Source organism: Nonomuraea sp. NPDC051941, assembly GCF_044593615.1.
In genome coordinates this window covers 127,021-149,134 of record NZ_JBIUCF010000008.1, presented here as the reverse complement: position 1 = coordinate 149,134, position 22,114 = coordinate 127,021, and the positions used below count along the sequence as shown (strand labels likewise).

Genomic DNA, 22,114 nt, shown 5'->3' with positions numbered 1-22,114 from the left:
GCCGCCCTCCGGATGCGCACGTCACCAAGGTTCCTCGCCGACCCCGAAGCACTCGCCGCCGCCCAGAACGGCGCACCCCATCTTTTACGGTCGCCACGGGCGACCCCACCCGCCGACCACGGCCGGGCCCCGTCCAGGGAGACGCTTCTCCGGTGTGCGGGGCCGGGCGCCGTCACGGCACGGCACGACCGGCTGGGTGGTTCCGTCGAGGACCGGCGGGCAGGCGGGATCGCGACTCGTGACCCGCAGGTCACGCGTGTCACCGAGATCCCATCAGTCATCGTTCGCCGCCAGTCCGAGCCGTCCGCGTCGACGCCTTCTGACATCATCATCAACCCTCGGAGCCGAACCTGTGGGCCCCTTCGTGATGGTGGGACTGGTGGGATTTTCCGGTACCAATCCAATTTCCGGAACAAGGTCAACTAGCGGGAGGATTTGCGCTGGACCGGATGATCATCCAGATTCCCGTCATCCTCCACCGGCACCCAGTCCACCAGGGTCAACCGCTCGTCGACCCGGCGGTAGGCGGCCCGCACCCGCCGGCCGCGCTCCGGAGAGCCGTCGCCGCACCAGTTCCCGTACACGAAGCACCCCGGCACCGCCGCCAGCCGGACCATCACCACCACGTACGGCACCCCGAACCCCGGCATGAACGGCTGATGGTTGACGATCCAGCTCTCGACCACCCCCTCGGGCTCCACGTCCCGCCAGTGCCACGCCTCCGTGCGGCACTCGGGACAGAACGCCCGCGCCGGGAAACGCACCGCCCCGCACCCGTCGCACTCCTGCACGGCGAACTCCTGCCCGGCGACCCGCTCCCACCACTGCCTGGAGTCCCGGTCGGGTTCGGGCCGGTAGGCCGTCATCATGATCTCCTCAAGATCAGGGCGGAGGTGGCCGGCAGGATGTAGCCGGGCTGGGCCGTGGACAGCGCGACCTCGGCTCCGGGCACCTGGCGGTCCCCGGCGTCGCCTCTGAGCTGGGATACCGCCTCGGCGATGTGGTTGATGCCGTGGACGTAGCCTTCGGACAGGAAGCCGCCGTGGGTGTTGACCGGGAGCGGACCGTCCGGCGCCGTCGCGCCCGAGGCCACGTACGGGCCGCCCTCGCCCTTCTCGCAGAAGCCGTAGTCCTCGAGCTGGACGATCACCGAGTACGTGAAGCAGTCGTACAGCTCGGCCACGTCGATGTCCGCCGGTCCCAGCCCGGCCTGCGCGTAGAGGCGCGGGGCCAGGGCGGCGGCCGCGGTCACCGTGGGGTCGGCGGACGGGCCCGAGAGGTGGGACGTGCCGCCGCCCCAGGCCGCGGCCGAGATCAGCACCGGAGGGCGGCGGAGAGCGCGGGCGCGTTCGGCCGTGGTGACGACCACGGCGCAGGCTCCGTCCGTCTCCAGGCAGCAGTCCAGCAGCCGGAACGGCTCCGCGATCCACCTGCTCGCCAGGTAGTCGTCCAGCGTGATGGGGGTGCGCATCAGGGCACGCGGGTTCTTGGCCGCGTTGGCGCGCTGGGTGACGGCTAGTTGCCCGAAATGCTCCGCTTGAGTGCCATATTTCAGCATGTGTGCGCGGGCGTACATGGCGTACTGCTGCGGCGGCGCCACATACCCGTACGGCGCTTGATACTGCACCTCCGGGCTCGCCGGCACGCCCCGGCCGGTGCCGCCCATGCGGAACTCGGAACGGGCGTTGATGGCCCGGTAGCACACCACCGTCTCGGCCACCCCGGCCGCCACCGCCAGCACCGCCTGACCGACGACCGCGTGCGAGACACTGCCGCCGCCGAACTGGTCGAGATGCCAGGCGAGGTCGGTCAGGCCCAGCGCGGGGGCCACCAGCGTGGGGGCGGCGGAGTCACCGACGCGGTGCGTGGCCAGCCCGTCCACCTCGTCCACCGACAGCCCCGCGTCCTCCAGCGCGGCCAGCACGGCACGGCAGGCCAGCGTGAGGGTGCTGACGCCCGAGTCCTTCGTGAAGGGGGTGTAGCCGACCCCGGCTATCGCGGTGCGGTCTCGGATATCAAGCAAGCGCTTGGGCACAAACGTCACGTTAGGCCTGAAATTTCCCCCATGTCAACGCACCCGCCCACCGGTCGCCCGGGCGGGGGCGACCGGGCGCCAGCGGCCCGTTACGCCCCGTGGGGCATGCGAACTTGACATGGTTTCCTGGTTCGCCCTACCGTCCAAGCAAGCGCTTGGTATGATAGAGCGCAGACGGTGGACTAGGAGGCGGACCATGAGCACACACGCTGCCCGGCTCGTCGCGCCGGACGGCTGTCGCGGCCTTCCGACGCCCCCTCAGCGCAGGATTCGCAACGGAGCCGCCATGCCGACCGGCCCTTCACCCCACAGCGCGAACGGTCACCTCGACAGCCTCCGCTTCCGGCAGGTGCTCGGGAGGTTCGCGACCGGTGTGGTGGCGATCACGGCGGTCGATCCGATGAACGGCCTGCCGTCCGGCCTGGCGGCCAACTCCTTCACCTCGGTCTCGCTCGACCCGCCCCTGGTGGCGTTCTGCGTCGCCTACACCAGCACCAGCTGGCCCAAGGTGCGCGGCGCGAAGGTCATCACCGTGAACGTGCTGGCCGAGGATCAGCAGGCGGTGTGCGCCCAGATGGCGACCAAGGGCGGCGACAAGTTCGCGGGCCTGGAGTGGACCGGCTCCCCCGGTGGCAACCCGGTGCTCGAAGGCGCGCTGGCCTGGATCGACTGCGCGGTCGAGGCCGAGCACCCGGCGGGTGACCACATGATCGTGGTGGCCCGGGTGCTCCAGCTCGACACCCACTCCGAAGGTGGCCCGCTGCTGTTCTTCCGCGGGGGCTACGGAGGCTTCGTTGAGCGTCTCTGACGGGCGCGCAGGATCGTCAGGACACAGCGAGCACGCTCCTCCAGGCGTGACGGGCGCGATGAGCTCGACGGGCGCGATGGGGCCGGAGAGTGCGGTGCCGGGGCTGCGCGGAGAGGCGCGGTCCTGGCTGGAGGAGGCGCTGAGCGGCGAGTTCGCGCACGTCAAAGGGCTCGGCGGGCCCGGGCGCGAGCACGAGGGCCACGAACTGCGGCAGGCGTGGGAGCGCCACCTCGGTAAGGCCGGCTGGACCTGCCTGGGCTGGCCCGAGCGGTACGGCGGCCGCGCCGCGTCCCTGGAGGACCAGGTCGCCTTCTACGAGGAGTACGCCAGGGCCGACGCCCCCGCCAGGGTGGGCCACATCGGCGAGGGGCTGATCGGCCCGACCATTCTCGAATTCGGCACCGACGAGCAGAAAGACCGCTTCCTGCCGCCGATCCAGCGCGGCGACGAGCTCTGGTGCCAGGGCTACTCCGAGCCCGAGGCGGGCTCCGACCTGGCCAACGTGCAGACGAAGGCGCACCTGGAAGGCGGCGAGTGGGTCGTCACCGGGCAGAAGGTGTGGACGTCGCTGGCGCACGTGGCCGACTGGTGCTTCGTGCTGTGCCGTACCGAGCCCGGCTCGCAGCGGCACAAGGGCCTGTCGTACCTGCTCGTCCCCATGGACCGGGCGGGCGTGGACGTGCGGCCGATCGTGCAGCTCACCGGTACGTCGGAGTTCAATGAGGTGTTCTTCGACGGCGCGCGCACGGCGGCGGGGAACATCCTCGGAGCGCCGGGCGACGGCTGGCGGGTCGCGATGGCCACGCTCGGCTACGAGCGGGGTGCCTCGACGCTCGGGCAGCAGATCGGGTTCAGGCGGGAGCTGGCCAAGGTCGTCGAGACCGCCGGACGGACGGGCGCGATCGACGATCCGGTGCTGCGTGACAGGCTCGTCCAGTCGTGGCTGGAGCTGGAGATCATGCGGCTGAACGCGCTCCGGATGCTGCGGCGGCCGAACCCGGGGCCCGAGGTGTCGATCGCCAAGCTCTACTGGTCGGAGTGGCACCGGAGGCTGGGCGAGTTGGCGCAGGCCGTGCAGGGGAAGGCAGGGCTGGTGACCGAGCCCACCCAAGACGCCCAGGACGGCCGGGCCGGTGAGGCCGGGCAGGGCGAGTTCAATGAGTTGCAGCGGCTCTACCTGTTCAGCCGCGCCGACACGATCTATGCCGGATCCAGCGAGATCCAGCGGAACATCATCGCCGAGCGCACCCTGGGACTCCCCCGCTGATTGGAGCACGGATGCCCCCGTACCCGAAGGCGCACGGACTGCTCGACGGCAAGGTGACGCTCGTGACGGCCGCCGCAGGGGCGGGCATCGGCTACGCGACCGCGAGGCGCTGTGCCGAGGAAGGCGCCACGATCGTCGTCTCGGACCGGCACGAGCGCCGCCTGGCCGCCGCCGCCGACGCGCTGACCGAGCTCACCGGCGTCAAACCGCTGGCCGTGCCGTGCGACGTGACGTCAGAGGCGCAGGTGCTGGCGCTGTTCGACGCGGTGGTGGAGGCGCACGGCAGGCTCGACGTGGTGGTCAACAACGCCGGTCTCGGCGGTACGGCGTCGCTGGCGGAGATGTCCGACGAGCAGTGGCACATGGTCATCGACGTCACCCTCAACGGCACCATGCGCTGCACCAGGGCCGCGCTCAGGCAGATGATCGCCCAGGGCTCCGGCGTCATCGTGAACAACGCCTCGGTGATCGGCTGGCGGGCCCAGCGCGGGCAGTCGCACTACGCCGCCGCCAAGGCCGGGGTGATGGCGCTGACCAGGTGCGTCGCGCTGGAGGCCGCCGAGCACGGCGTGCGGGTGAACGCGGTGGCGCCCTCGCTGGCGGTGCACCCGTTCCTGGCGAAGGTGACCAGCGAGGAGCTGCTGGCGGAGCTGGCTGCCAAGGAGGCGTTCGGGCGGTCGGCGGAGCCGTGGGAGGTGGCGAACGTGATCGTCTTCCTGGCCAGCGACTACTCGTCGTACATGACGGGCGAGGTGGTCTCGGTCTCCTCGCAGCACCCCTGACGAGGGACGTCCGCGCCTACCCTGACGCGGGCCTGTCAGGGAAAGATCAGGGTGGTCGGCAGGGTCCCGGGGATCTAGTGTCCGAGGCATGGGCGCACGCTCCTCCTTCCTGCTCGATGTCCTCATGGCAGAGTTCGGCGAGTCGATCAAGCGAGACCCCGCCGCTTTTAGGCGGAAATTTCGGAAAATGGCGGCCTCTCCGTTCGCGTTCTACCGGGGCAGTGCCTGCCTGTTCTACGCGGACATGACCGAGTCCTACGCGGACCGTTCCTACCTGGACGAACCCACCAGCCGGGTCTGGATCCACGGCGACCTGCACGCCGAGAACTTCGGCACGTACATGAACGCCTCCGGCGTCCTCGTCTTCAACGTCAACGACTTCGACGAGGCCTACGTGGGCCCGTACGTCTGGGACCTCAAGCGCTTCGCCGCCAGCGTGGCGCTCATCGGTTACGCCAAGGCGCTGTCCGACGACTCGATCAGCGTGCTCGTCACCGACTTCGCCGCCGCCTACCTGGTCGAGCTGGGCGCCCTCGCCGCGGGCGGGGACGACGCGATCGGCTCGCTCACCCTGGAGACCACCAGCGGCGTGCTGCACCGGGTGCTCCAGACGGCGCGGCTCAGCACGCGGGTGGCGCTGCTGGACGTGGAGACCGTGATCGACGACTATGACCGGCGGTTCGCGCTCATGGAGGGGCGGGAGCCGGTGGACGCGGCGACCAGGAAGGCGGTGCTGGCCGCGTTCGAGGAGTACCTGACCACGCTGCCCGTGCAGGCCAACCCGGTCGAGCACGTGATCAAGGACGTGGCGCTGCGCAAGGGCGTGGGCATCGGGTCGGCGGGGCTGCCCTCGTACAACCTGCTGCTCGAAGGGCGCTCGCAGGCGCTGGAGAACGACGTCATCCTCTACATGAAGCAGGCGGCCGTGCCCGCGGTGGCCCGTCACGTCACCGACGAGAAGGTGGCCTCGTACTTCCTGCACCAGGGGCATCGCACGGCGGAGTCGCAGCGGGCGCTGCAGGCGTACGCCGATCCCTGGCTGGGATACACGACGCTCAACGGGGTGGGGCAACTCGTGGCCGAGGTGTCGCCGTACTCGGCGGACCTGGGCTGGGACGACGTGAACGAGCCGGCCGAGCTGCGCTCGATCGTGCAGGACCTGGGGCGGGCGGTGGCGCGCATGCACTCGGTGGCCGACGACGAGTCCAGTCACGACCTGGTCGACTTCTCGACGGAGGAGGCGATCGTGGCGGTCATCGGCAACGACAAACCCGGATTTATCGGGATGCTGGTGGATTTCGCCCACCGGTACGGGGCACAGGCCCGGGAAGACCATCAACGGTTCGTCGACCTGTTCCGCAACGGCCGGCTCCCTGGCGTCTGACCGTTCCTATGGACTGAGCATGAGGTGCACGTGCTCAGCCGAACGCTCCGAACGGTGTTGAGCGTTCTGGTCGCCCGCGTTCGTGCCGTGTCCGGGCGGCACGGATCGTGTCCGTGGTCCGGGGATATGGGGGCGGGGTCCCTCACGCCTGCGGACGTCCGGTCCGGCCTGGACGGTCCGATGCCCCTGCTCATCGCTCCGGTGGGCAGGGGGCGGTGCCGTCCGTCGCCGGATCGGGTGCCCTTGGGCGCGTCTGCCGATCGCCACGGCGGCTGCGTCGTGGCGGGTGGTCGTGCGTTTCGTGGAGGTCAGCGGGGCCTGCCAGTGCTGGGCGCCCCACTTGGAGGTGTAGGCCGGGTCGGCGGCGATGATCGCGATCCCACTCTGGTTGGCCATCGAGGCCAGCCGAGCGCGCAGCCTGCTCGTGGGCATGCCGGAGATCACCTGGCGGAAGCGTTTGCGGCGGCCGTGCTTCTCCCGGGTCTTCTCCGTGGCGAAGTCGAGGTCCTCGATGGCGATGGCGTTCACACCGCAGGCTCTTGCCCAGTGCAGCAGCCGGGTCAGGGCGTGGCGGACCTGGGCGTCGCGATGCTCGGCGTTGCCGGACAGATCGAAGGTGAAGCGGCGGGGGTTGCCGATCGGGTTGCCGTGGGTGTCCAGGCGCCAGGCGGCCAGGTGGTCGGCGTTGGTGTCCACCCCGATCACCCCTGCGGCGAGCGCGGCCGCCATGGGTACGGTCGGGGCCGCGGGAATCTGCCAGGAGGCGGTGATATACCAGCGCCCGCGCGCCGCGTCCAAGTGGATGCGGTAGGCCACGGCCCGGTTAACCTCGATACGATCCCGCCACTCCGTGCCCCGGTGGGCGAAGGCCACCCGGCAGGCCAACACGTAGCGGCCGTGCGGCGCGTTCGCGTGATGCGCCAGCGGCGCGGGCAGCCGGATCGACACCTGGCCGTCAGGGGTGATGCGGATGGTCTCGTTGCCGTAGCGTTTGCCGGACTCGCCATCAGCGGCCAGAAACCACCGCTCGGCTTCCCACGTCTGCCGCCACTCGGCCTCGGTCAGCCCGGCGGCCCTCAGGTGGTGCCGGGTACGGGCCAGCCGTTTGCCGCCCCGCACCACACGCACCCGCCCGGCCTGCTGGTCGGCCTTCCGCCGCTTCAGCCGATCTTGCAGGACGTGCAGGCGGCGGGACTTGGCGAACCACTCCCGCGCCGAGCGGTAGCCGCCCGGTTCCTTGCGGGTGCCCTTCTTCCCGATGGGCAGCGACAACCGGCGGGTGATCATGGCGATGGCGGCCTGGAGATCGCGGATGTGATCGGCCTGACCGCGGCGGGCCAGCGCCCACTGATCATGGGACGCCTTGGTAATGGCCCCGGCCCAGCGCGCCGACGACTGCACGGTCAACTCGCGCTTGCGCGACGCCCAAGTGCCGGCGCAGTGCTCCAGCCCATCGGCGCACCTGGTCTTCAGGTCCGAGGAGGCCAGCGCGCCCAGATGCGCACCGACCAGACGCAGCACCTGCTCGTCTACCGGGGTGAGGTGCTTGAGCCGGTCGCGCACGGCGACACCGGACGGGCCCGGCACCACGAAGGCGGGGGCGATCGGGCGCAGCTCAGCCACGCTGGAGGCCATCCAGCGCGATGCCGGCGCGGTCCGGGGCCGACCGGGGGACACGGACGGTCAGCGCTTGTGGATCGCGGCCGAACGGGCACGCTGGCGTGACTCGCACGAGCCCCTCCCGAATTTCACGTTGCGTATCCGTAACGAGACCAAGAGTTTACTCTGCTGGATGATGAAGCCGGAATCCGAGCAGAGTGCGCACCGGCGCGACAGCGCCGTGGGAGGGGACTACCCGCTGCGCGTGCACATGCCGTCGAGTCGGCACTCTGGCGATGACGTGAGCAGAGTTACAGCATGCACCTTCACCCACACTCAAACACCAAGAGCTCCGAACCCCCGCGACCGCGCAGGGGTCAGACGGAAGGACTTCAGAGCAGCTCGCGTAGCGCCTTGGCGAAGTTCGCCAACGCTTGCGGCTCGCACCGCAGGTAGAGATACGGCTCCGTCAGCTCCACCTCGATGACCACAGGCTCGCCCCCGGATAGCCGGACCAGGTCGACCCTGGCGTGGAGAAGGGGCTGAGGTACGGCGGCGAGCGCCTTCTCCACGAGATCGACCTGGTCCGGGGCTGGTGTGCGCCTCTCGGCTAGTCGATCTCGACCATGTCCTCGATGCCCACGATGCTGCGGTTGGCGGCGGTCGCGGCGTTGCCGTTGACGTTGTTGACGCTGGTCGCGCCGCGGCCGCTCACATTGCTGCTGACGACGTTGCCGAAGTTGTTGCCCGACTGCGAGGAGCTGCGGTTGGAGCTGGAGTTACCCGCGTTGACGTCCGCGTACGCGGGGGCCGCCAGCAGGGTCACCCCGGCAGCGGCGGCGGCGACGAGACCGGTCACGCAGAGCTTCTTCACCATGGTCATGGTCCTTTCAGATCGTGTTGGCTTTGGACGTCAGCCGGTCAGTAGAAGATGTAGGTCACCGTGATGCCGCCGTTGGTGGCGGTCGGCGCGATGCCGTTGACGTTGTTGACGTTCGTCGAGAACTCTCTGCCGCGGTTGACGCCGGTGACATTCCCGAAGTTGTTTCCGGACTGGGACGAGTCGCTGTTGCCGCTCCAGTTGCCGGCGCGGGTGTCGCCGCTCAGCGGCCCCAACCAGTCGTCGTCGGCGTGGGCCGGGGCAGCCAGGAGTGCGCCGCCGACGGCCGCGGCCAGCACGGCTGCGGCGGCGCACACTCTTTTGATCAACTTCTGCTCCTTCGCCGGTAGGGTTCAGGGCCGGCGAGCACGGGCGCGCCGCCCCTTTGACCTTCCTTGACCGCAGGAGATCAAGGTCACAGCGAGCATATAACCGTGAGTTGTCGATCGGTAGCTATGAGTTACCAGAATATTATTCGCCCAATACGCTGACAGAAGACGTCAGTGACCCTGCCCTAACGTCCGCCGCATGATCTTCGAACTACGCCAATACACGCTGCTGCCCGGGCAGCGGGACACCTTGATCGAGCTGTTCGAGCGCGAATTCGTGGAGACCCAGGAGGCGACGGGGATGCGGGTCACCGGCACCTTCCGCGAAGAGGGCGCGCCCGACCGGTTCGCCTGGCTCCGCGCGTTCCCGTCCATGGCGGCGCGCAAGGACGCGCTGGAGGCCTTCTACGGCGGTCCCGTGTGGCAGGCCCACCGGGACGCCGCCAACGCCACCATGATCGACAGCGACGACGTGCTCCTCCTGCACTCCGTGGGGGCCGAGCCGCCCGCCTGGGAGCGGCCGCCCGCGGGCGCGACCGAGCTGCCGACGTCCCTGTACGCCGCCACGATCTACCACGTCGAGGACGGCTTCTCCGCCTTCTTCGCCCGTGAGGTCGCGCCCGTGCTGGCCGAGGCCGGGGTGCCGCCCGTCGCGTGCCTGGAGACGGAGCACTCGGAGAACAACTTCCCCCGTCTTCCGGTCCGGACTGGGGAGAACGTGTTCGTGTGGCTCGCCCGCTTCGACCCGGCCGAGGAGGAGCGGGAGGTGGACCTCCCGATGCTGAAGCCCCGCCTGACGGCCGCCCCCGAGCGCATCCTGCTCCGCCCGACCGCCCGCTCGGCCATGCGCTGAACCGTCCGGCTCACGTCCCGTACACGGGCTCCGGCGACGGGGCGGCGGCCAGGAGCCCGGCGACCGCGTCGCCGACGGCCGCGGGGTCCCAGCGGGCGCCGCGCTCGGCCCGCTCGCCGTGGCGCCAGCCCGTGGCCAGGGCGATCGAGCCGCCCTCCACCTCGAACACCCGCCCCGTCACCTGACCCGACTCCTCGGAGCCGAGCCAGACGACGAGCGGGGCGATGTTGGCCGGGTCCATGGGGTCGAAGCCGGACTCCGGCCTGGCCATGGTCGCGGCGAACACCTCCTCGGTCATGCGGGTGCGGGCGGCGGGAGCGACGGCGTTCACCGTCACGCCGTACCTGCCCAGCTCGGCCGCGGCCACCTGAGTCAGGGCCGCGATGCCCGCCTTGGCGGCCGAGTAGTTGGCCTGGCCGACGCTGCCCAGCAGGCCCGCGCCGGACGAGGTGTTGATCACCCGCCCCGTGACGCGCTCGCCCGCCTTGGCGCTCTCCCGCCAGTACGCCGCCGCGTGGCGCAGCGGCAGGAAGTGACCCTTGAGATGGACGCGGACGACGTCGTCCCACTCCTGCTCGGTCATGGAGACGAGCATCCGGTCCCTGACGAAGCCCGCGTTGTTCACCAGGACGTCGAGGCGGCCGTACGCGCTGACGGCGGTCTTGACCAGCCGGGCCGCGCCGCCCCAGTCGGACACATCGTCGCAGTTGGCCACCGCCTGTCCGCCGAGCGCCTCGATCTCCGCGACCACCTCCAGCGCGGGGCCTCCCGAGGCGCCCTCGCCGCCGGGGCCCGTGCCGAGGTCGTTCACCACGACGCGGGCGCCCTGCCGGGCGAACTCCAGCGCGTGCTCCCTCCCGATCCCCCGTCCGGCGCCCGTCACGATCACCACGCGGCCAGCACAGATTCCCACACAGACCTCCCAGAAGGATCATGCAGAGATATCAGGAAATGTCGCTGGAGGCCAGGTGTCGCCAGGCGGGGATCTCGCCGCCGCCGTCCACCCGTACCTCCGCGCCCGTGACGTAGCCGGGCGCGGCCAGCCACAGGCAGGCCGCGGCCACGTCGGCGGGTGTCGCCATCCGGCCCGACGGGATGGCCGCTCCCATCCCGTCCTCCTGCCCGCCGTAGTGGGAGGCGGCGTTCCCGGTGGTGTTCTCGGTGGCGGCGAGGCCGACGACGACCGTGTTGACGCGCACCTCCGGGGCCCACTCTGCGGCCAGGCAACGGGCCAGGTGGTGCAGCCCGGCCTTGGCGGCGCCGTACGCGGAGGTGCCGGGCGAGGGGCGGGCGCCGCTGGCGCTGCCGATCATCACGATCGCCCCGCCGGCGGCGGCGAGCAGCGGGTACGCGAACTGCGAGACCAGCAGCGGGGCCGTCAGGTTGAGCTCGACGACCCGGGCGTGCAGGCGCGGCGAGGTGCCGTCGAGCGGCGCGTACGGCGAGCCGCCGGCGTTGTTGACCACCACGTCCAGCCGGTCGAACCCGGACATCAGCCGCTCCACGTCCTCGGCCACCCGCACGTCGGCCCGCGCGAACCGGATCCCCGGCGCCGGGGCGGCCGGCTCGCGCCGGGCGCAGACCGTCACGTCGGCGCCCGCCTCCCGGAAGGCGCGGGCGATCCCCGCGCCGATGCCCTGGGTGCCGCCGGTCACCAGGACGGCCCTGCCCGCGTAGTCGTAAGTCACGGTCACGGGTGCTACCGTACCAAGCAAGCGTTAGGTGCAACCAGGGAGTCTCATGGGGATCACTCTGCGGGCCGGGCCGATCGCCGAGGTGGTCATGGACGTGCCGCCGGTGAACGCGTTGACCGTGCGCGGCTGGGAGGAGCTGGCCTGGACCCTCCGGCGGGCCGGGGAGGACCCGGAGACCAGGGTGGTGGTGCTGCGGGCCGAGGGGCGCGGGTTCAACGCCGGGGTCGACATCAAGGAGCTGCGGGACGCCGAGGGGTACGAGGCGCTGGTCGGGGTCAACCGGGCATGTTACGCGGCGTTCGCGGCGGTCTACGAGTGCGCGGTGCCGGTGATCGCGGCGGTGCACGGCCACTGCCTGGGCGGCGGCGTCGGCCTGGTGGGGAACGCCGACATCGTGGTGGCCAGTGAGGACGCGTACTTCGGGCTGCCCGAGGTGGACAGGGGCGCGCTGGGCGCGGCCACGCACCTGGCCAGGCTGGTGCCGCAGCACCTGATGCGGGCCATGGTCTACACGTGCAGGAACGTGACGGCGGCCGAGCTGCACGCGTTCGGGTCGGTGCTGGAGGTGGCGCCGCGCGACAAGCTGCGGGACGCGGCGCTGGAGGTGGCGGGGCAGATCGCCGCGAAGGACCCGTACGTGATCCGCCGCGCCAAGGAGTCCCTCAACGGCATCGACCCCGTGGACGTCAAGCGCAGCTACCGCTTCGAGCAGGGCTTCACCTTCGAGCTGAACCTGATGGGCGCCGGAGACCGGCACAGGGAGCGATTCACGTGACCAAGCTGATGTCGGCCGAGGAGGTCGCGGGCACGGTCGAGAGCGGGATGACGATCGGGATCGGCGGCTGGGGCTCGCGGCGCAAGCCGATGGCCCTCGTCCGCGCCCTCCTGCGCTCCCCCGCCACCGACCTCACGATCGTCTCGTACGGCGGCCCGGACGTGGGCATGCTGTGCGCGGCGAAGAAGGTGCGCAGGGTCGTGGCCCCGTTCGTGACGCTCGACTCCATCCCCCTGGAACCCCATTTCCGGCGGGCCAGGCAGGCCGGGGAGATCGAGTTCGTGGAGTACGACGAGGGGATGTTCATGTTCGGGCTGCTCGCGGCGGCGCACCGGCTGCCGTTCCTGCCGACGCGGGCGGGGCTGGGGTCGGACGTGCTGCGCGTCAACCCCGGGCTGCGGACGGTGCGGTCGCCGTACGCGGACGGGGAGGAGCTGGTCGCGGTGCCCGCGCTGACCATGGACGTGGCCCTCGTCCACCTGAACCGGGCCGACGCGCGGGGCAACGCCCAGTACCTGGGGACCGACCCGTACTTCGACGACCTCTACGCCAAGGCGGCGCGGCGGTGCTACGTCTCGTGCGAGCGGGTCGTGGAGAGCCTGCTGAAGGAAGGGCCCGTGCAGTCGCTGCTGATCAGCCGATCGATGGTGGCGGGGGTGGTGGAGGCGCCGGGCGGGGCGGGGTTCACCGCGTGCGAGCCCGACTACGGGCGCGACGAGGCGCTGCAGCGGCGCTACGTGGAGACGCCTTGGGAGGAGTTCGATGAACAGCAGGGCTGACGTGTGCGTGGTGGCGTGCGCGGAGGCGTTCCGGGGTGACGGCGAGATCCTGGCGGCGGGCATCGGCGGGCCGGTCACGGTGCTGGCGGCGCGGCTGGCGCGGCTGACGTTCGAGCCGGAGCTGCTCACGCACGACGGCACCTGCCTGCTCACCGGCGACGTGCCCGCGCTGGGCGAGGCGCCCGGGGTGGTGGAGGGGTGGCTGCCGTTCCGCGAGCACCTGTGGCTGGTGCTGAACGGGCGCCGGCACGTCATGCTCGGGGCGAGCCAGATCGACCGGTACGGCAACACGAACATCTCCTGCATCGGCGACTGGGCCCGCCCCAAGGCGCAGCTGCTGGGCGTGCGGGGTGCCCCGGGGAACACCCGCTGCGACCCCACCAGCTACTGGATCCCCCGGCACTCCCCCCGGGTGTTCGTGCCTTCGGTGGACATGGTCAGCGGGGTCGGGACCGACAGGGGCGCCTTCGACCTGCGCCGCGTCGTGACGAACCTGGCCGTCCTGGACTTCCGCACCCCCGGCGGAACCATGCGCCTGGTGTCGGTGCACCCGGGGGTCGAGGTGGACGACGTCGTGGCGGCGACCGGCTTCGAGCTGGACATTCCCGACAACGTGCCCCGGACGCGCGGGCCGACCGTCGAGGAGCTGGAGGTCCTGGACCGGCTCGACCCCGAGCGCCTGCGGGACCGGGAGCCGGCGTGAGGACCGCGCTGACGTCCCTGGTCGGGTGCCGCCACCCGATCGTGCAGACCGGCATGGGGTACGTCGCGGGCGCCCGGCTTGCGGCGGCCACCTCCCAGGCCGGCGGGCTCGGCGTGATCGGCGCCGCGACGATGTCCGTGGCCGAGATGACCGCCGCGATCAGGCGGGTGAAGGAGCGCACGGACGCGCCGTTCGGGGTGAACCTGCGATCCGACGCCGACGACGCCGCAGAGCGGATCGGGGTGCTGATCAGGGAGGGCGTACGCGTGGCGTCGTTCGCGATGGCGCCCAAGCGGGACCTGATCGCCCGGCTCAAGGACGCGGGCGTGGTCACGATCCCGTCGGTCGGGGCGCGCCGGCACGCGGAGAAGGTGGCGGGCTGGGGTGTGGACGCGGTGATCGTCCAGGGCGGCGAGGGCGGCGGCCACACCGGCTCCGTCGCCACGACGTTGCTGCTGCCCCAGGTCGTGGACGCGGTGGACATCCCGGTGATCGCGGCCGGGGGCTTCTTCGACGGTCGGGGGCTGGTGGCGGCGCTGGCGTACGGGGCCTGCGGGATCGCCATGGGGACCAGGTTCCTGCTGACGAGCGACTCCCCCGTGCCCGACGAGGTGAAGAAGCTCTATCTGGCGACGCGGGACACGGTCGTCACGACCAGGGTGGACGGGGTGCCCCATCGGGTCCTGCTGACCCCGTTCGTGGCGTCGCTGGAGCGCTCGCGCCTGGTCAGGGCGGTGGTGAACGGGGCCAGGTTCAAACGGCTGTCGGGGCTGTCGTGGGGCGAGATGCTGCGCGAGGGCCGCCGGATGAGGCAGGCGCGCGACCTGACCTGGGCCCAGGTCCTGCAGGCGGCCAACACGCCGGTGCTGCTGCGGGCCGCGATGGTGGAGGGCCGGGCGGACCTCGGGGTGATGGCGTCGGGCCAGGTGGTGGGCGTGATCGACGACCTGCCGTCCTGCCGCGAGCTGATCGAGCGCATCATGGCCGAGGCCGACGCCGCCCTGACCCACCTGGGCCGCACAATGGAGGTGTCCTGACCGGCCGCGCTCCGGAGAGCGAGGAGCGTTGACGCGCCCGGCCGGGCTCAGACCACGGTGATGCCGCCGGTGGCCAGACCGCTGCGGCGGCGGCTCAGGGCGGCGCTGACGGCGAAGGCCAGGGCCGCGCAGCCGAGCTGGGCGAGGACTGTGGAGGTGGGTATCCGCAGCATGTCGCCGAGGTCGCCGAGGGCCGCCGCGGGCAGGAACAGCACCAGCGCCGCCCGCCTCCCCAGCTCCGACCGGCACGCGACGCCGGCGGCCAGCGAGACCACGACGAGCCAGGGCACGGGTTTCCAGGCCACGACGTCGTGATGGTCGATCACGTCCACCCAGCGCACGATGGCCTTGCTGGCGGTCAGCCCCGCCAGCGCGAGCGGCGCCCACAGCAGGAGGGACCTCCGGGGGACGATCGCGAGCGCCCGGTGCGCCCCGGGCAGGAAGGCGATGACGGCCGCCGCCACCTGCGCCAGCAGGATCAGGCCCGTGTTCGGCTGCGCCAGCTGCGCCAGCAGGACCCGCACACCGTCCGGCGACGACAGGACGTACAGGTCCAGCCCGCTCCAGGGGTCCGCCAGGTGATACGCGAGCGCTACCGCGCCGAGCACGGCGATCCACCGGCGGCCGAGCAGCACCGCCAGCGCGGGCAGGGCCGCGACGGCGACAGGCTCGACGAAGTGCAGGAGCCAGACCGGTTCCCGGAACAGATCGACGCCGAAGGTCCGCGCGGACTCCACGATCTCGACCGCCATCAGCAGCGCCATCGCGAGGGCGGCGGTCAGCATCAGCAGCGGCCACAGCGCCACGGCCACGGCCAGGCCCTCGCGCCAGACGGGCCCCGAGACGGGCCCGAACGCCCGCCGGACGTGCACGCGCAGCGCCCCCCACAGCAGGTCGGCCGCGTCGGCGGGATGCGGGCGGAGCTGGCCGGGCCGCGCTCCGGCCAGCAGCACGCCGATCATCTCCTCCTCGTGCCGCTCCCGGTGATCGCGCGGGTAGCAGGCCAGGAGCCGGCGGTAGCGGGCTTCGAGCGGGCTCATGCCATCAGCTTCGAGTGGGCTCATGCCACGCCTCCCGCCCCCGCGGCGCGCAGGCGCGTGGTGGCCGCTTGCGCGTGACGGCGCATCCGCTCGGCCTCCGTCGCCAGCCTGGCCGCGCCGTCGCCGGTCAGCCTGTAGTAGCGCCGCACCCGGCCGTCCACGATCTCCTCCCGGTCCGCCTCGATGAGGCCCTCCGACTGGAGGCGGTCGAAGGCGGCGTACAGAGTGCCGGCGCGCAGGCGGACCTGGCCGTCGGAGATGCGTTCCACGTCGGTGATGACGCCGTACCCGTGCTGCGGCCCGGCCGCCAGCGCGGTCAGGATCAGGAATGTGGGCTCCTGCATGGATTTCATATGATCAATATATATCGATGATCTGACTATCGACAGTCGAACGGGCGATTACAGGGGCGCCCGAGGCTAGAGCACGGTGATGCCGCGGGCGGCCAGGATGGCGTTGGCCTGGGCCTGGTTGATGATCGCGCCCGCGAACGCCCGCAGCTTCGCGTCGTCCGGCTCGCCCAGGTCCGCGCCGCGCAGATCGGCCTTGTTGAACTTGGTCTGGAGCAGGCGCGACCCGATGAACCGGCAGTCGCTGAACGTGGCCTCCGTGAAGTCGCACCCCGACAGGTCGGCGTCGTCGAAGCGGACTCCCTCGATGACCTCCGCGCGCAGGGAGCACCCGCCGAGGTTGGCCAGGGTCAGGTTGGAGCGGGCGATCTTGAAGCCGGTGCCGCGCGAGCCCGTCAGCGCGGCGCCGATCATGCGGCACCCCGTGAACGAGACGTCCGTGAGGAGCGCGCCGCCGAACTGCGCCGAGGACAGGTCCACGTCGGTGAACGTCACGTCGATGAGGTCGGCGTCGTTGAAGCGGGTCCGCATCCCGCCCCCGCCCGTGAACAAGGCCCCGTCGAGGTCGGCCTTGCGGAAGTCGGTCTGGTCCAGCACGCACGACTCGAACCTGGCCCCCGCCAGCGGAGCGCCCCACAGGTCGGTCTCCGTCAGGTCGCACTCGCGGAAGACGTGCGTCTCGTCAGCCGGGAGCCGATCGGCCAGCGCCTTGCGGGAAAGATCCTCGCCGTCGAAGTTCACGGGATCAGAGCCTACCGGTGAGCACCTCCGCCGCCGCCTGCCCGCAGACCCGGGCCGAGCCGTACGTGGCGATGTGCACGGCGCCCAGGTCCGACCGCTCGGGCAGCCCCATCTCCACCACCATGGCGTCGGGCCGGGCACTGAGCAGGTGCCGCAGCGCCTGCTCCTGCCAGGCGTGCCGGTGCACGTCCCGGACCACGATCACCAGCGGCCGCCCGGCGGCCTCCCCGAGCAGTCGCTCCAGCGCCGAACCCGTCGAGTCCCCCACCGCCAGCCGGGTCACCACGGTGCCCGGCAGCAGGCGGGCCAGCGGCTGCCCGACACCCCACGGCGTGTTCCTGTCGATGGCCAGGTTCATCGCGGGGGCCAGCTCCACCACGGACGCGGCCGAGGTCAGCGGCAGCACGGGGGCGGTGGACCGGCGGGTGATCCGGATCGCCCGGCGCGCGGCGGCCAGGCCCACGGAGCCGTCGCGGGACGCCTGGCTGCCCGAGGAGGCGGCCCACGAGGCCAGCTCGCGGACCCTTCGAGCGGCGTCGGCCAGCCGTTCCTCGGGCAGCAGTCCCTGGGTCACCGCCGTGGCGATCGCGTCGCGGATGCCGGCGGCGGTGGCCTCGTCGGCCCGCTCGCCGCCGACGCAGATCGCGTCGGCCCCGGCGGCGATGGCACGGGCGGAGGCGCCCCCGATCCCGTACGCCCCCGCCACCGCGGCCATCTCGATGCCGTCAGTGATGATCATTCCTTCGAACCCGAGCTCCTCCCGCAGCAGCCCGGTGAGCACCTTCGGGCTGAGCGTGGCGGGCAGCTCGGCGTCGTACGAGGGCACGAGGAGGTGGCCGGTCATGACGGCCTTGACGCCCTCCTTGATCGCCTCCCGGAAAGGGAGCAGCGCGTCCTCGATGCCGTCGGCCACCACGGGCACGCCGTGATGCGAGTCGACCGAGGTGTCCCCGTGCCCGGGGAAGTGCTTGGCGCACGCGGCCACGCCCGCCGACTGCAGGCCGCGGACGAACGCCCTGGTGTGCCGGGAGACCAGGACCGGGTCCGCGCCGAAGGCCCGCAGGCCGATGACCGGGTTGTCCGGGTTGGAGTTCACGTCGGCCGAGGGGGCGAAGTCGAGCGTGATGCCCGCCGCCGCCAGGTCGCCGCCGAGGTCTCTGGCCAGGGCCTCGGTCAGGGCCACGTCGTCCACGACGCCCAGCGCGTACCCTCCGGGGCGGCTGCTCCCCGTGGCCACCTCCAGTCGCGTGACCTCCCCCGACTCCTCGTCGGTGCCGACGAGCACCGAGGGGTTCTCCGCGCGCAGCGCGGCGGTCAGCCGGGCCACCTGAGCCGGGTCGGCGATGTTGCGCGAGAACAGCGCCACGCCGGCCAGCCCCTGGCCGAGCCGGCGGCGCAGCCAGTCGGGAGGCGTGTGCCCGGTGAAACCGGGAAAGAGGACGGCGTCGGCAAGGCGAAGCAGGTCACCGCTCAAGGGCATGACCCGAAATCTAATAGGAAAGTTTCCTATTTGCTAGAGTTATTTTCTGACGTCAGCACCTTCTTTCAGGAAGCAAGCCGCTCGATGACGGTGACGTTCGCCTGTCCTCCTCCTTCGCACATGGTCTGCAGGCCGTACCGTCCGCCCGTGCGCTCCAGCTCGTGCAGCAGCTTCACCGCCAGCACGGCGCCGGTCGCGCCGAGCGGGTGGCCGAGCGCGATGGCGCCGCCGTTCGGGTTCACCTTGGCGGGGTCCGCGCCGGTCTCCTTGATCCAGGCCAGCACGACCGGCGCGAACGCCTCGTTGATCTCGATCGCGTCGAAGTCGCCGATGGACAGGCCCGTCATGCCGAGGGCGTGGGCGGTGGCCGGGATGGGGGCGGAGAGCATCACGATTGGGTCGGCGCCGCGGGCCGACAGGTGGTGCACGCGGGCGCGCGGGGTCAGGCCGTGCTCCCGTACGGCCCTGGGTGAGGCGACGAGCAGGGCCGCCGCGCCGTCGGAGATCTGCGACGCCAGGGCCGCGGTGAGCCGGCCGCCCTCGACCAGGGGCTTGAGCCCGGCCATCCGCTCGATCGTGGTGTCCCGGCGCGGGCACTCGTCCGTGGTCACGCCCTCGTAGGGGGCGATCTCGCGCACGAAGCGCCCGGCGTCGATGGCGTGCAGGGCCCGGCGGTGCGACTCGTACGCGTACCGCTCCATCTCCTCGCGCGACAGGTCCCAGGTGGCGGCCATCTGCTCGGCCCCCGCGAACTGGGAGACCTCCTGCGTGCCGTACCGCCCGGCCCAGCCCTTGGACCCCCCGAACGGCGTCTCGTGGCCGAACGCGCGGCCAGCGAGCATCGCGGCCGAGATGGGGATCATGCTCATGTTCTGCACGCCGCCGGCCACCACCAGGTCGCTCGTGCCGGACAGCACGGCCTGGGCGGCGAAGTGCAGCGCCTGCTGGGACGAGCCGCACTGGCGGTCCACCGTGACGCCGGGCACCTCCTCGGGGAGCCCGGCCGCGAGCCAGCAGGTGCGGGCGACGTCCCCGGCCTGCGGGCCGATCGTGTCCACGCAGCCGAAGATCACGTCGTCGACGGCCGCCGGGTCGGCGTCCGTCCGGTGCATCAACTCCCTGAGCACGTGCGCGCCGAGATCGGCGGGGTGGGCCGCGGCCAGGCCGCCCTTCCTGCGCGCGACGGGGGTGCGGACGGCTCCGACGATGTACGCCTCGTTCACCATCATCGCATCGTAGCAAGCGCTTGGTAGAGCACGGAATGCCGCATGAGCTGCGTCAGTTAGGTGAACAAGCGATTGTGCGAGGGCTCATAATGGTGTCGTGACCACGCGTAAGAACTCCGGCACCACGACCACCCCGGCCAAGCGCCAGCGCGCGAGCTCGGGGTCCGCCTCCGAGCGCCGCGACCACCTCGTCAAGCTCGCCGCTGAGCTCTTCGCACGCAAGGGCTTCCAGGCCACGACAGTACGTGAGATAGCCGACGAGGCAGGCATCCTCTCCGGAAGTCTCTACCACCACTTCGACTCCAAGGAGACGATCGTCGACGAGGTGCTCTCCACCTTCCTCGACGACCTCATCGCCCGCTACCGCGCGGCGGTCGACACGAGCGCCGACGCCCGCACGGTGCTGTCGGAGATGGTCCGCATCGGGTTCGGCACGCTCGAGCCGCACCGCGCCGCGATCACCGTCATGCAGAACGACTGGAACTACCTGCGGCAGTTCGAGCGGTTCAACTACCTGGTCAAGGCCGAGGACGAGGTCGAGCAGATCTGGGTGACGCAGATCAAGGCGGGCCAGGCGGCCGGGCTGTTCCGGTCCGACGTCGATCCGAAGCTGACGTACCGCATGATCCGCGACACGATCTGGGTCGCGGTGCGCTGGTTCCGTCCCGGCGGCAGGCTCAACACGGCCGGGCTGGCCGAGCACTACATCACCGTGCTCTTCGACGGCCTCGCCACCGGCGAGCGCACCACACACAAGGGATGAGCCTCGGCAAGGCAGTGCGGCTGGCACTGCAGGGGGCGGCGGAGCCCGGCAAGGCCGAGGCGATGCGCACGTACATGAAGTCGACGATGCCGTTCCTCGGTGTCCAGGCGGTGCGCAGGCGGGCGGCGCTGCGGCGGGTGTTCGCCGAGCACCGGCTGGACACCGCGCCGGAGTGGCGGCGGGCCGTGCTGGCGCTGTGGCGCGAGGCCGAATACCGCGAGGAGCGCTACGCCGCCGTCGAGCTGTCCGGCTACCACCTCTACCGCGACTACCAGACCCTCTACACGGTGCCGATGTACGAGGAGATGATCGTCACCGGAGCCTGGTGGGACCTCGTCGACGAGCTGGCCACCCACCGCGTCGGCGGGCTGCTGACCACCTACCCCGACTCCATGCGGCCGCTCATGCTGGAGTGGGCGCACGACCGCGACCTGTGGAAGCGGCGCACCGCGATCCTCAGCCAGAACCGGTTCAAGGAGCGCACCGACACGGCCCTGCTGTACGCGTGCATCGATCCGAGCCTGTCGGACAACGACTTCTTCGCACGCAAGGCGATCGGCTGGGCGTTACGCGAATACGCCAAGACCAACCCCGACGAAGTGCTCCGCTACGTCAACGCCAAGGGCATCACGGGCCTGAGCCGCCGCGAGGCGCTGAAGAACCTCCCCCTCACCTAGTCCACAGGGCGTCCTGGACGGCCTGCACCAGAGCCATCAGCTCCGGCGTCACCCGCTCCTTCGACCAGGCCAGCGCGTACGTGATGCGCAGGTCGCCGGCGTCGAGCGGCACGAAGCTCACGTCGTCCCTCCTGATGGTCCTGACCAGGAGCTGCGGGATCGGCAGCAGCCCGGCGCCCGCGGCCACGAGGTCGAGCGCGGCCGCGAAGTCGTCGTCGGCCGCCATGCGCGAGCGCCCCGGCAGCCCCGGCCACGGGCGGCTGCCCGGCGTGAGCAGCACCTGCCCGCCCAGCTCGCCAGGGGTCACCTTGGTCCTGGAGGCCAGCCGGTGACCCGCGGGCACGGCCAGGTGGTCGACCGTCACGTGAAACCTGGCCGCCGTCACGAACTGCGCCGGCGCCGGGGTGGCCAGGATCGCGGCCGAGACCTCGCCGTCCGCCAGCGCCCGCACCGCCGCGCCCCGGCCCGCCGCCCGCAGCTCCACGCCGATCGCCGGAGTGCGGCCCGCCAGCCGCCTGACGATCCGCGCCGCCAGCGTCCCGACGAGCGGTGGATAAGCGAGATGAATGGTCGGCCTGGCCAGCCGGGCCGACTCGGCCTCGAAGGCGCCGACCGACTCGATCACCCGCTCCGCGTACGGCAGCAGCGCCTTGCCCTCCGCCGTGAGCCGCACGTCGCGGGCCGTCCGCTCGAAGAGCCTGACCCCGGCGGCGCGCTCGAGCCGGGTGATGGCCTGGCTCATGGCGGGCTGGGACATCCCCAGGTCGGCGGCGGCCCTGGAGAAGCTGAGCCGCTCCGCGACCCTGGCGAAGCAGTGCATCTCCTTGAGCATAAGCAGCACCAATCCATGATGCACGAGCTCCTGAGTGCTCGGCAGGATGCCTGCGATCAGCCGAACGAGATCAAGGGAGC

25 protein-coding genes are annotated in these 22,114 nt (G+C 71.4%); 11 read left to right on the top strand and 14 right to left on the bottom strand.

From position 1 onward, the window contains the following. Positions 1 to 422: 422 nt before the first annotated feature. Both ACIHFD_RS16480 and ACIHFD_RS16475 read right to left on the bottom strand, forming a co-directional pair. A complete protein-coding gene (locus tag ACIHFD_RS16480; protein ID WP_397367586.1) occupies positions 423 to 869 on the bottom strand; it encodes a Zn-ribbon domain-containing OB-fold protein in 447 nt (148 codons plus the stop codon). Continuing rightward, positions 866 to 2,035 carry a thiolase C-terminal domain-containing protein gene (locus ACIHFD_RS16475; RefSeq protein ID WP_355201545.1) on the bottom strand — a complete coding sequence of 390 codons (1,170 nt, stop codon included), beginning with the start codon at positions 2,033 to 2,035 and terminating at the stop codon, positions 866 to 868. Before ACIHFD_RS16475 ends, ACIHFD_RS16480 begins: the two co-directional genes overlap by 4 nt. Positions 2,036 to 2,321: 286 nt before the next feature. Here ACIHFD_RS16475 and ACIHFD_RS16470 point away from each other — a divergent pair, with 286 nt between their 5' ends. From ACIHFD_RS16470 to ACIHFD_RS16455, 4 genes are all read left to right on the top strand, one after another. Then, positions 2,322 to 2,843, top strand: a complete 522-nt coding sequence (locus tag ACIHFD_RS16470; RefSeq protein WP_397367684.1) for a flavin reductase family protein — start codon at positions 2,322 to 2,324, stop codon at positions 2,841 to 2,843. A 76-nt stretch (positions 2,844 to 2,919) separates the two neighbouring features. Further along, the gene (locus tag ACIHFD_RS16465; RefSeq protein WP_397367682.1) at positions 2,920 to 4,110 is read left to right on the top strand and encodes an acyl-CoA dehydrogenase family protein; all 1,191 of its coding nucleotides are present in this window, start codon (positions 2,920 to 2,922) and stop codon (positions 4,108 to 4,110) included. Between the two features lie 11 nt (positions 4,111 to 4,121). After that, the gene (locus ACIHFD_RS16460) at positions 4,122 to 4,892 is read left to right on the top strand and encodes an SDR family oxidoreductase (protein WP_397367585.1); all 771 of its coding nucleotides are present in this window, start codon (positions 4,122 to 4,124) and stop codon (positions 4,890 to 4,892) included. Positions 4,893 to 4,980: 88 nt separating this feature from the next. After that, complete coding sequence (locus ACIHFD_RS16455) at positions 4,981 to 6,276, top strand: DUF2252 domain-containing protein (protein ID WP_397367584.1); 1,296 nt, start codon at positions 4,981 to 4,983, stop codon at positions 6,274 to 6,276. A 6-nt stretch (positions 6,277 to 6,282) separates the two neighbouring features. Here ACIHFD_RS16455 and ACIHFD_RS16450 read toward each other — a convergent pair whose 3' ends face one another. The 4 genes from ACIHFD_RS16450 to ACIHFD_RS16435 form a co-directional block, all read right to left on the bottom strand. Continuing rightward, the gene (locus ACIHFD_RS16450) at positions 6,283 to 7,899 is read right to left on the bottom strand and encodes an IS200/IS605 family accessory protein TnpB-related protein (protein ID WP_397367583.1); all 1,617 of its coding nucleotides are present in this window, start codon (positions 7,897 to 7,899) and stop codon (positions 6,283 to 6,285) included. Positions 7,900 to 8,267: 368 nt separating this feature from the next. Next, a complete protein-coding gene (locus tag ACIHFD_RS16445) occupies positions 8,268 to 8,447 on the bottom strand; it encodes a hypothetical protein (RefSeq protein WP_397367582.1) in 180 nt (59 codons plus the stop codon). A 38-nt stretch (positions 8,448 to 8,485) separates the two neighbouring features. Then, positions 8,486 to 8,752: a hypothetical protein gene (locus ACIHFD_RS16440; RefSeq protein ID WP_350724587.1), complete on the bottom strand. Its 267-nt coding sequence runs from the start codon at positions 8,750 to 8,752 to the stop codon at positions 8,486 to 8,488. A gap of 44 nt (positions 8,753 to 8,796) precedes the next feature. Further along, the gene (locus tag ACIHFD_RS16435; RefSeq protein WP_363967754.1) at positions 8,797 to 9,084 is read right to left on the bottom strand and encodes a hypothetical protein; all 288 of its coding nucleotides are present in this window, start codon (positions 9,082 to 9,084) and stop codon (positions 8,797 to 8,799) included. A 199-nt stretch (positions 9,085 to 9,283) separates the two neighbouring features. Here ACIHFD_RS16435 and ACIHFD_RS16430 point away from each other — a divergent pair, with 199 nt between their 5' ends. After that, positions 9,284 to 9,937 carry an NIPSNAP family protein gene (locus ACIHFD_RS16430; protein WP_397367581.1) on the top strand — a complete coding sequence of 218 codons (654 nt, stop codon included), beginning with the start codon at positions 9,284 to 9,286 and terminating at the stop codon, positions 9,935 to 9,937. A gap of 10 nt (positions 9,938 to 9,947) precedes the next feature. On the opposite strand, the gene ACIHFD_RS16425 is transcribed toward ACIHFD_RS16430, so the two are convergent. After that, positions 9,948 to 10,850, bottom strand: coding sequence for an SDR family oxidoreductase (locus ACIHFD_RS16425; protein WP_397367580.1), 903 nt, complete (start codon positions 10,848 to 10,850; stop codon positions 9,948 to 9,950). 31 nt (positions 10,851 to 10,881) lie between these two features. Continuing rightward, the gene (locus tag ACIHFD_RS16420; RefSeq protein ID WP_397367579.1) at positions 10,882 to 11,631 is read right to left on the bottom strand and encodes an SDR family oxidoreductase; all 750 of its coding nucleotides are present in this window, start codon (positions 11,629 to 11,631) and stop codon (positions 10,882 to 10,884) included. A gap of 46 nt (positions 11,632 to 11,677) precedes the next feature. Between ACIHFD_RS16420 and ACIHFD_RS16415 the strand changes: the two genes are divergently transcribed. From ACIHFD_RS16415 to ACIHFD_RS16400, 4 genes are read left to right on the top strand one after another with little or no spacing between them, the layout of a single operon-like run. Beyond that, positions 11,678 to 12,406 carry an enoyl-CoA hydratase family protein gene (locus ACIHFD_RS16415; RefSeq protein WP_397367578.1) on the top strand — a complete coding sequence of 243 codons (729 nt, stop codon included), beginning with the start codon at positions 11,678 to 11,680 and terminating at the stop codon, positions 12,404 to 12,406. An 8-nt stretch (positions 12,407 to 12,414) separates the two neighbouring features. After that, positions 12,415 to 13,185 (top strand): CoA transferase subunit A, encoded by a 771-nt coding sequence (locus tag ACIHFD_RS16410; protein ID WP_397367681.1) that lies wholly within the window; start codon positions 12,415 to 12,417, stop codon positions 13,183 to 13,185. Beyond that, entirely contained in the window at positions 13,169 to 13,888 is a 720-nt protein-coding gene (locus ACIHFD_RS16405) for a CoA-transferase subunit beta (RefSeq protein ID WP_397367577.1), read from the top strand. Before ACIHFD_RS16410 ends, ACIHFD_RS16405 begins: the two co-directional genes overlap by 17 nt. Beyond that, positions 13,885 to 14,925: an NAD(P)H-dependent flavin oxidoreductase gene (locus ACIHFD_RS16400; protein WP_397367576.1), complete on the top strand. Its 1,041-nt coding sequence runs from the start codon at positions 13,885 to 13,887 to the stop codon at positions 14,923 to 14,925. The genes ACIHFD_RS16405 and ACIHFD_RS16400 overlap by 4 nt, the downstream gene beginning before the upstream one ends. Positions 14,926 to 14,972: 47 nt before the next feature. On the opposite strand, the gene ACIHFD_RS16395 is transcribed toward ACIHFD_RS16400, so the two are convergent. From ACIHFD_RS16395 to ACIHFD_RS16375, 5 genes are all read right to left on the bottom strand, one after another. Next, complete coding sequence (locus ACIHFD_RS16395) at positions 14,973 to 15,965, bottom strand: hypothetical protein (protein WP_397367575.1); 993 nt, start codon at positions 15,963 to 15,965, stop codon at positions 14,973 to 14,975. A gap of 20 nt (positions 15,966 to 15,985) precedes the next feature. Further along, positions 15,986 to 16,318, bottom strand: coding sequence for a PadR family transcriptional regulator (locus ACIHFD_RS16390; protein WP_397367573.1), 333 nt, complete (start codon positions 16,316 to 16,318; stop codon positions 15,986 to 15,988). A 66-nt stretch (positions 16,319 to 16,384) separates the two neighbouring features. Continuing rightward, entirely contained in the window at positions 16,385 to 17,056 is a 672-nt protein-coding gene (locus ACIHFD_RS16385; RefSeq protein ID WP_397367572.1) for a pentapeptide repeat-containing protein, read from the bottom strand. Between the two features lie 4 nt (positions 17,057 to 17,060). Continuing rightward, positions 17,061 to 18,536 carry a glycoside hydrolase family 3 protein gene (locus ACIHFD_RS16380; RefSeq protein ID WP_397367571.1) on the bottom strand — a complete coding sequence of 492 codons (1,476 nt, stop codon included), beginning with the start codon at positions 18,534 to 18,536 and terminating at the stop codon, positions 17,061 to 17,063. Positions 18,537 to 18,601: 65 nt separating this feature from the next. Further along, entirely contained in the window at positions 18,602 to 19,759 is a 1,158-nt protein-coding gene (locus ACIHFD_RS16375; protein WP_397367680.1) for an acetyl-CoA C-acetyltransferase, read from the bottom strand. A gap of 100 nt (positions 19,760 to 19,859) precedes the next feature. On the opposite strand from ACIHFD_RS16375, the gene ACIHFD_RS16370 reads away from it, so the two are divergent. Continuing rightward, on the top strand, positions 19,860 to 20,525 hold the full coding sequence (locus ACIHFD_RS16370) for a TetR/AcrR family transcriptional regulator (protein WP_397367570.1): 666 nt from the start codon (positions 19,860 to 19,862) through the stop codon (positions 20,523 to 20,525). Next, positions 20,522 to 21,202, top strand: a complete 681-nt coding sequence (locus ACIHFD_RS16365) for a DNA alkylation repair protein (RefSeq protein ID WP_350724563.1) — start codon at positions 20,522 to 20,524, stop codon at positions 21,200 to 21,202. The genes ACIHFD_RS16370 and ACIHFD_RS16365 overlap by 4 nt, the downstream gene beginning before the upstream one ends. Here ACIHFD_RS16365 and ACIHFD_RS16360 read toward each other — a convergent pair. Then, positions 21,195 to 22,034 (bottom strand): LysR family transcriptional regulator, encoded by an 840-nt coding sequence (locus ACIHFD_RS16360; protein ID WP_397367679.1) that lies wholly within the window; start codon positions 22,032 to 22,034, stop codon positions 21,195 to 21,197. The genes ACIHFD_RS16365 and ACIHFD_RS16360 overlap by 8 nt on opposite strands. Between the last annotated feature and the right edge of the window lie 80 nt (positions 22,035 to 22,114).

Coding starts and splice junctions, on each gene's coding strand:
- ACIHFD_RS16455 (WP_397367584.1), top strand. CDS start 4,981: ATGGGCGCACGCTCCTCCTTCCTGCTCGATGTCCTCATGGCAGAGTTC.
- ACIHFD_RS16380 (WP_397367571.1), bottom strand. CDS start 18,536: ATGCCCTTGAGCGGTGACCTGCTTCGCCTTGCCGACGCCGTCCTCTTT.
- ACIHFD_RS16430 (WP_397367581.1), top strand. CDS start 9,284: ATGATCTTCGAACTACGCCAATACACGCTGCTGCCCGGGCAGCGGGAC.
- ACIHFD_RS16390 (WP_397367573.1), bottom strand. CDS start 16,318: ATGAAATCCATGCAGGAGCCCACATTCCTGATCCTGACCGCGCTGGCG.
- ACIHFD_RS16440 (WP_350724587.1), bottom strand. CDS start 8,752: ATGGTGAAGAAGCTCTGCGTGACCGGTCTCGTCGCCGCCGCCGCTGCC.
- ACIHFD_RS16480 (WP_397367586.1), bottom strand. CDS start 869: ATGATGACGGCCTACCGGCCCGAACCCGACCGGGACTCCAGGCAGTGG.
- ACIHFD_RS16405 (WP_397367577.1), top strand. CDS start 13,169: ATGAACAGCAGGGCTGACGTGTGCGTGGTGGCGTGCGCGGAGGCGTTC.
- ACIHFD_RS16465 (WP_397367682.1), top strand. CDS start 2,920: ATGGGGCCGGAGAGTGCGGTGCCGGGGCTGCGCGGAGAGGCGCGGTCC.
- ACIHFD_RS16365 (WP_350724563.1), top strand. CDS start 20,522: ATGAGCCTCGGCAAGGCAGTGCGGCTGGCACTGCAGGGGGCGGCGGAG.
- ACIHFD_RS16460 (WP_397367585.1), top strand. CDS start 4,122: ATGCCCCCGTACCCGAAGGCGCACGGACTGCTCGACGGCAAGGTGACG.
- ACIHFD_RS16360 (WP_397367679.1), bottom strand. CDS start 22,034: ATGCTCAAGGAGATGCACTGCTTCGCCAGGGTCGCGGAGCGGCTCAGC.
- ACIHFD_RS16470 (WP_397367684.1), top strand. CDS start 2,322: ATGCCGACCGGCCCTTCACCCCACAGCGCGAACGGTCACCTCGACAGC.
- ACIHFD_RS16395 (WP_397367575.1), bottom strand. CDS start 15,965: ATGAGCCCGCTCGAAGCCCGCTACCGCCGGCTCCTGGCCTGCTACCCG.
- ACIHFD_RS16415 (WP_397367578.1), top strand. CDS start 11,678: ATGGGGATCACTCTGCGGGCCGGGCCGATCGCCGAGGTGGTCATGGAC.
- ACIHFD_RS16410 (WP_397367681.1), top strand. CDS start 12,415: ATGTCGGCCGAGGAGGTCGCGGGCACGGTCGAGAGCGGGATGACGATC.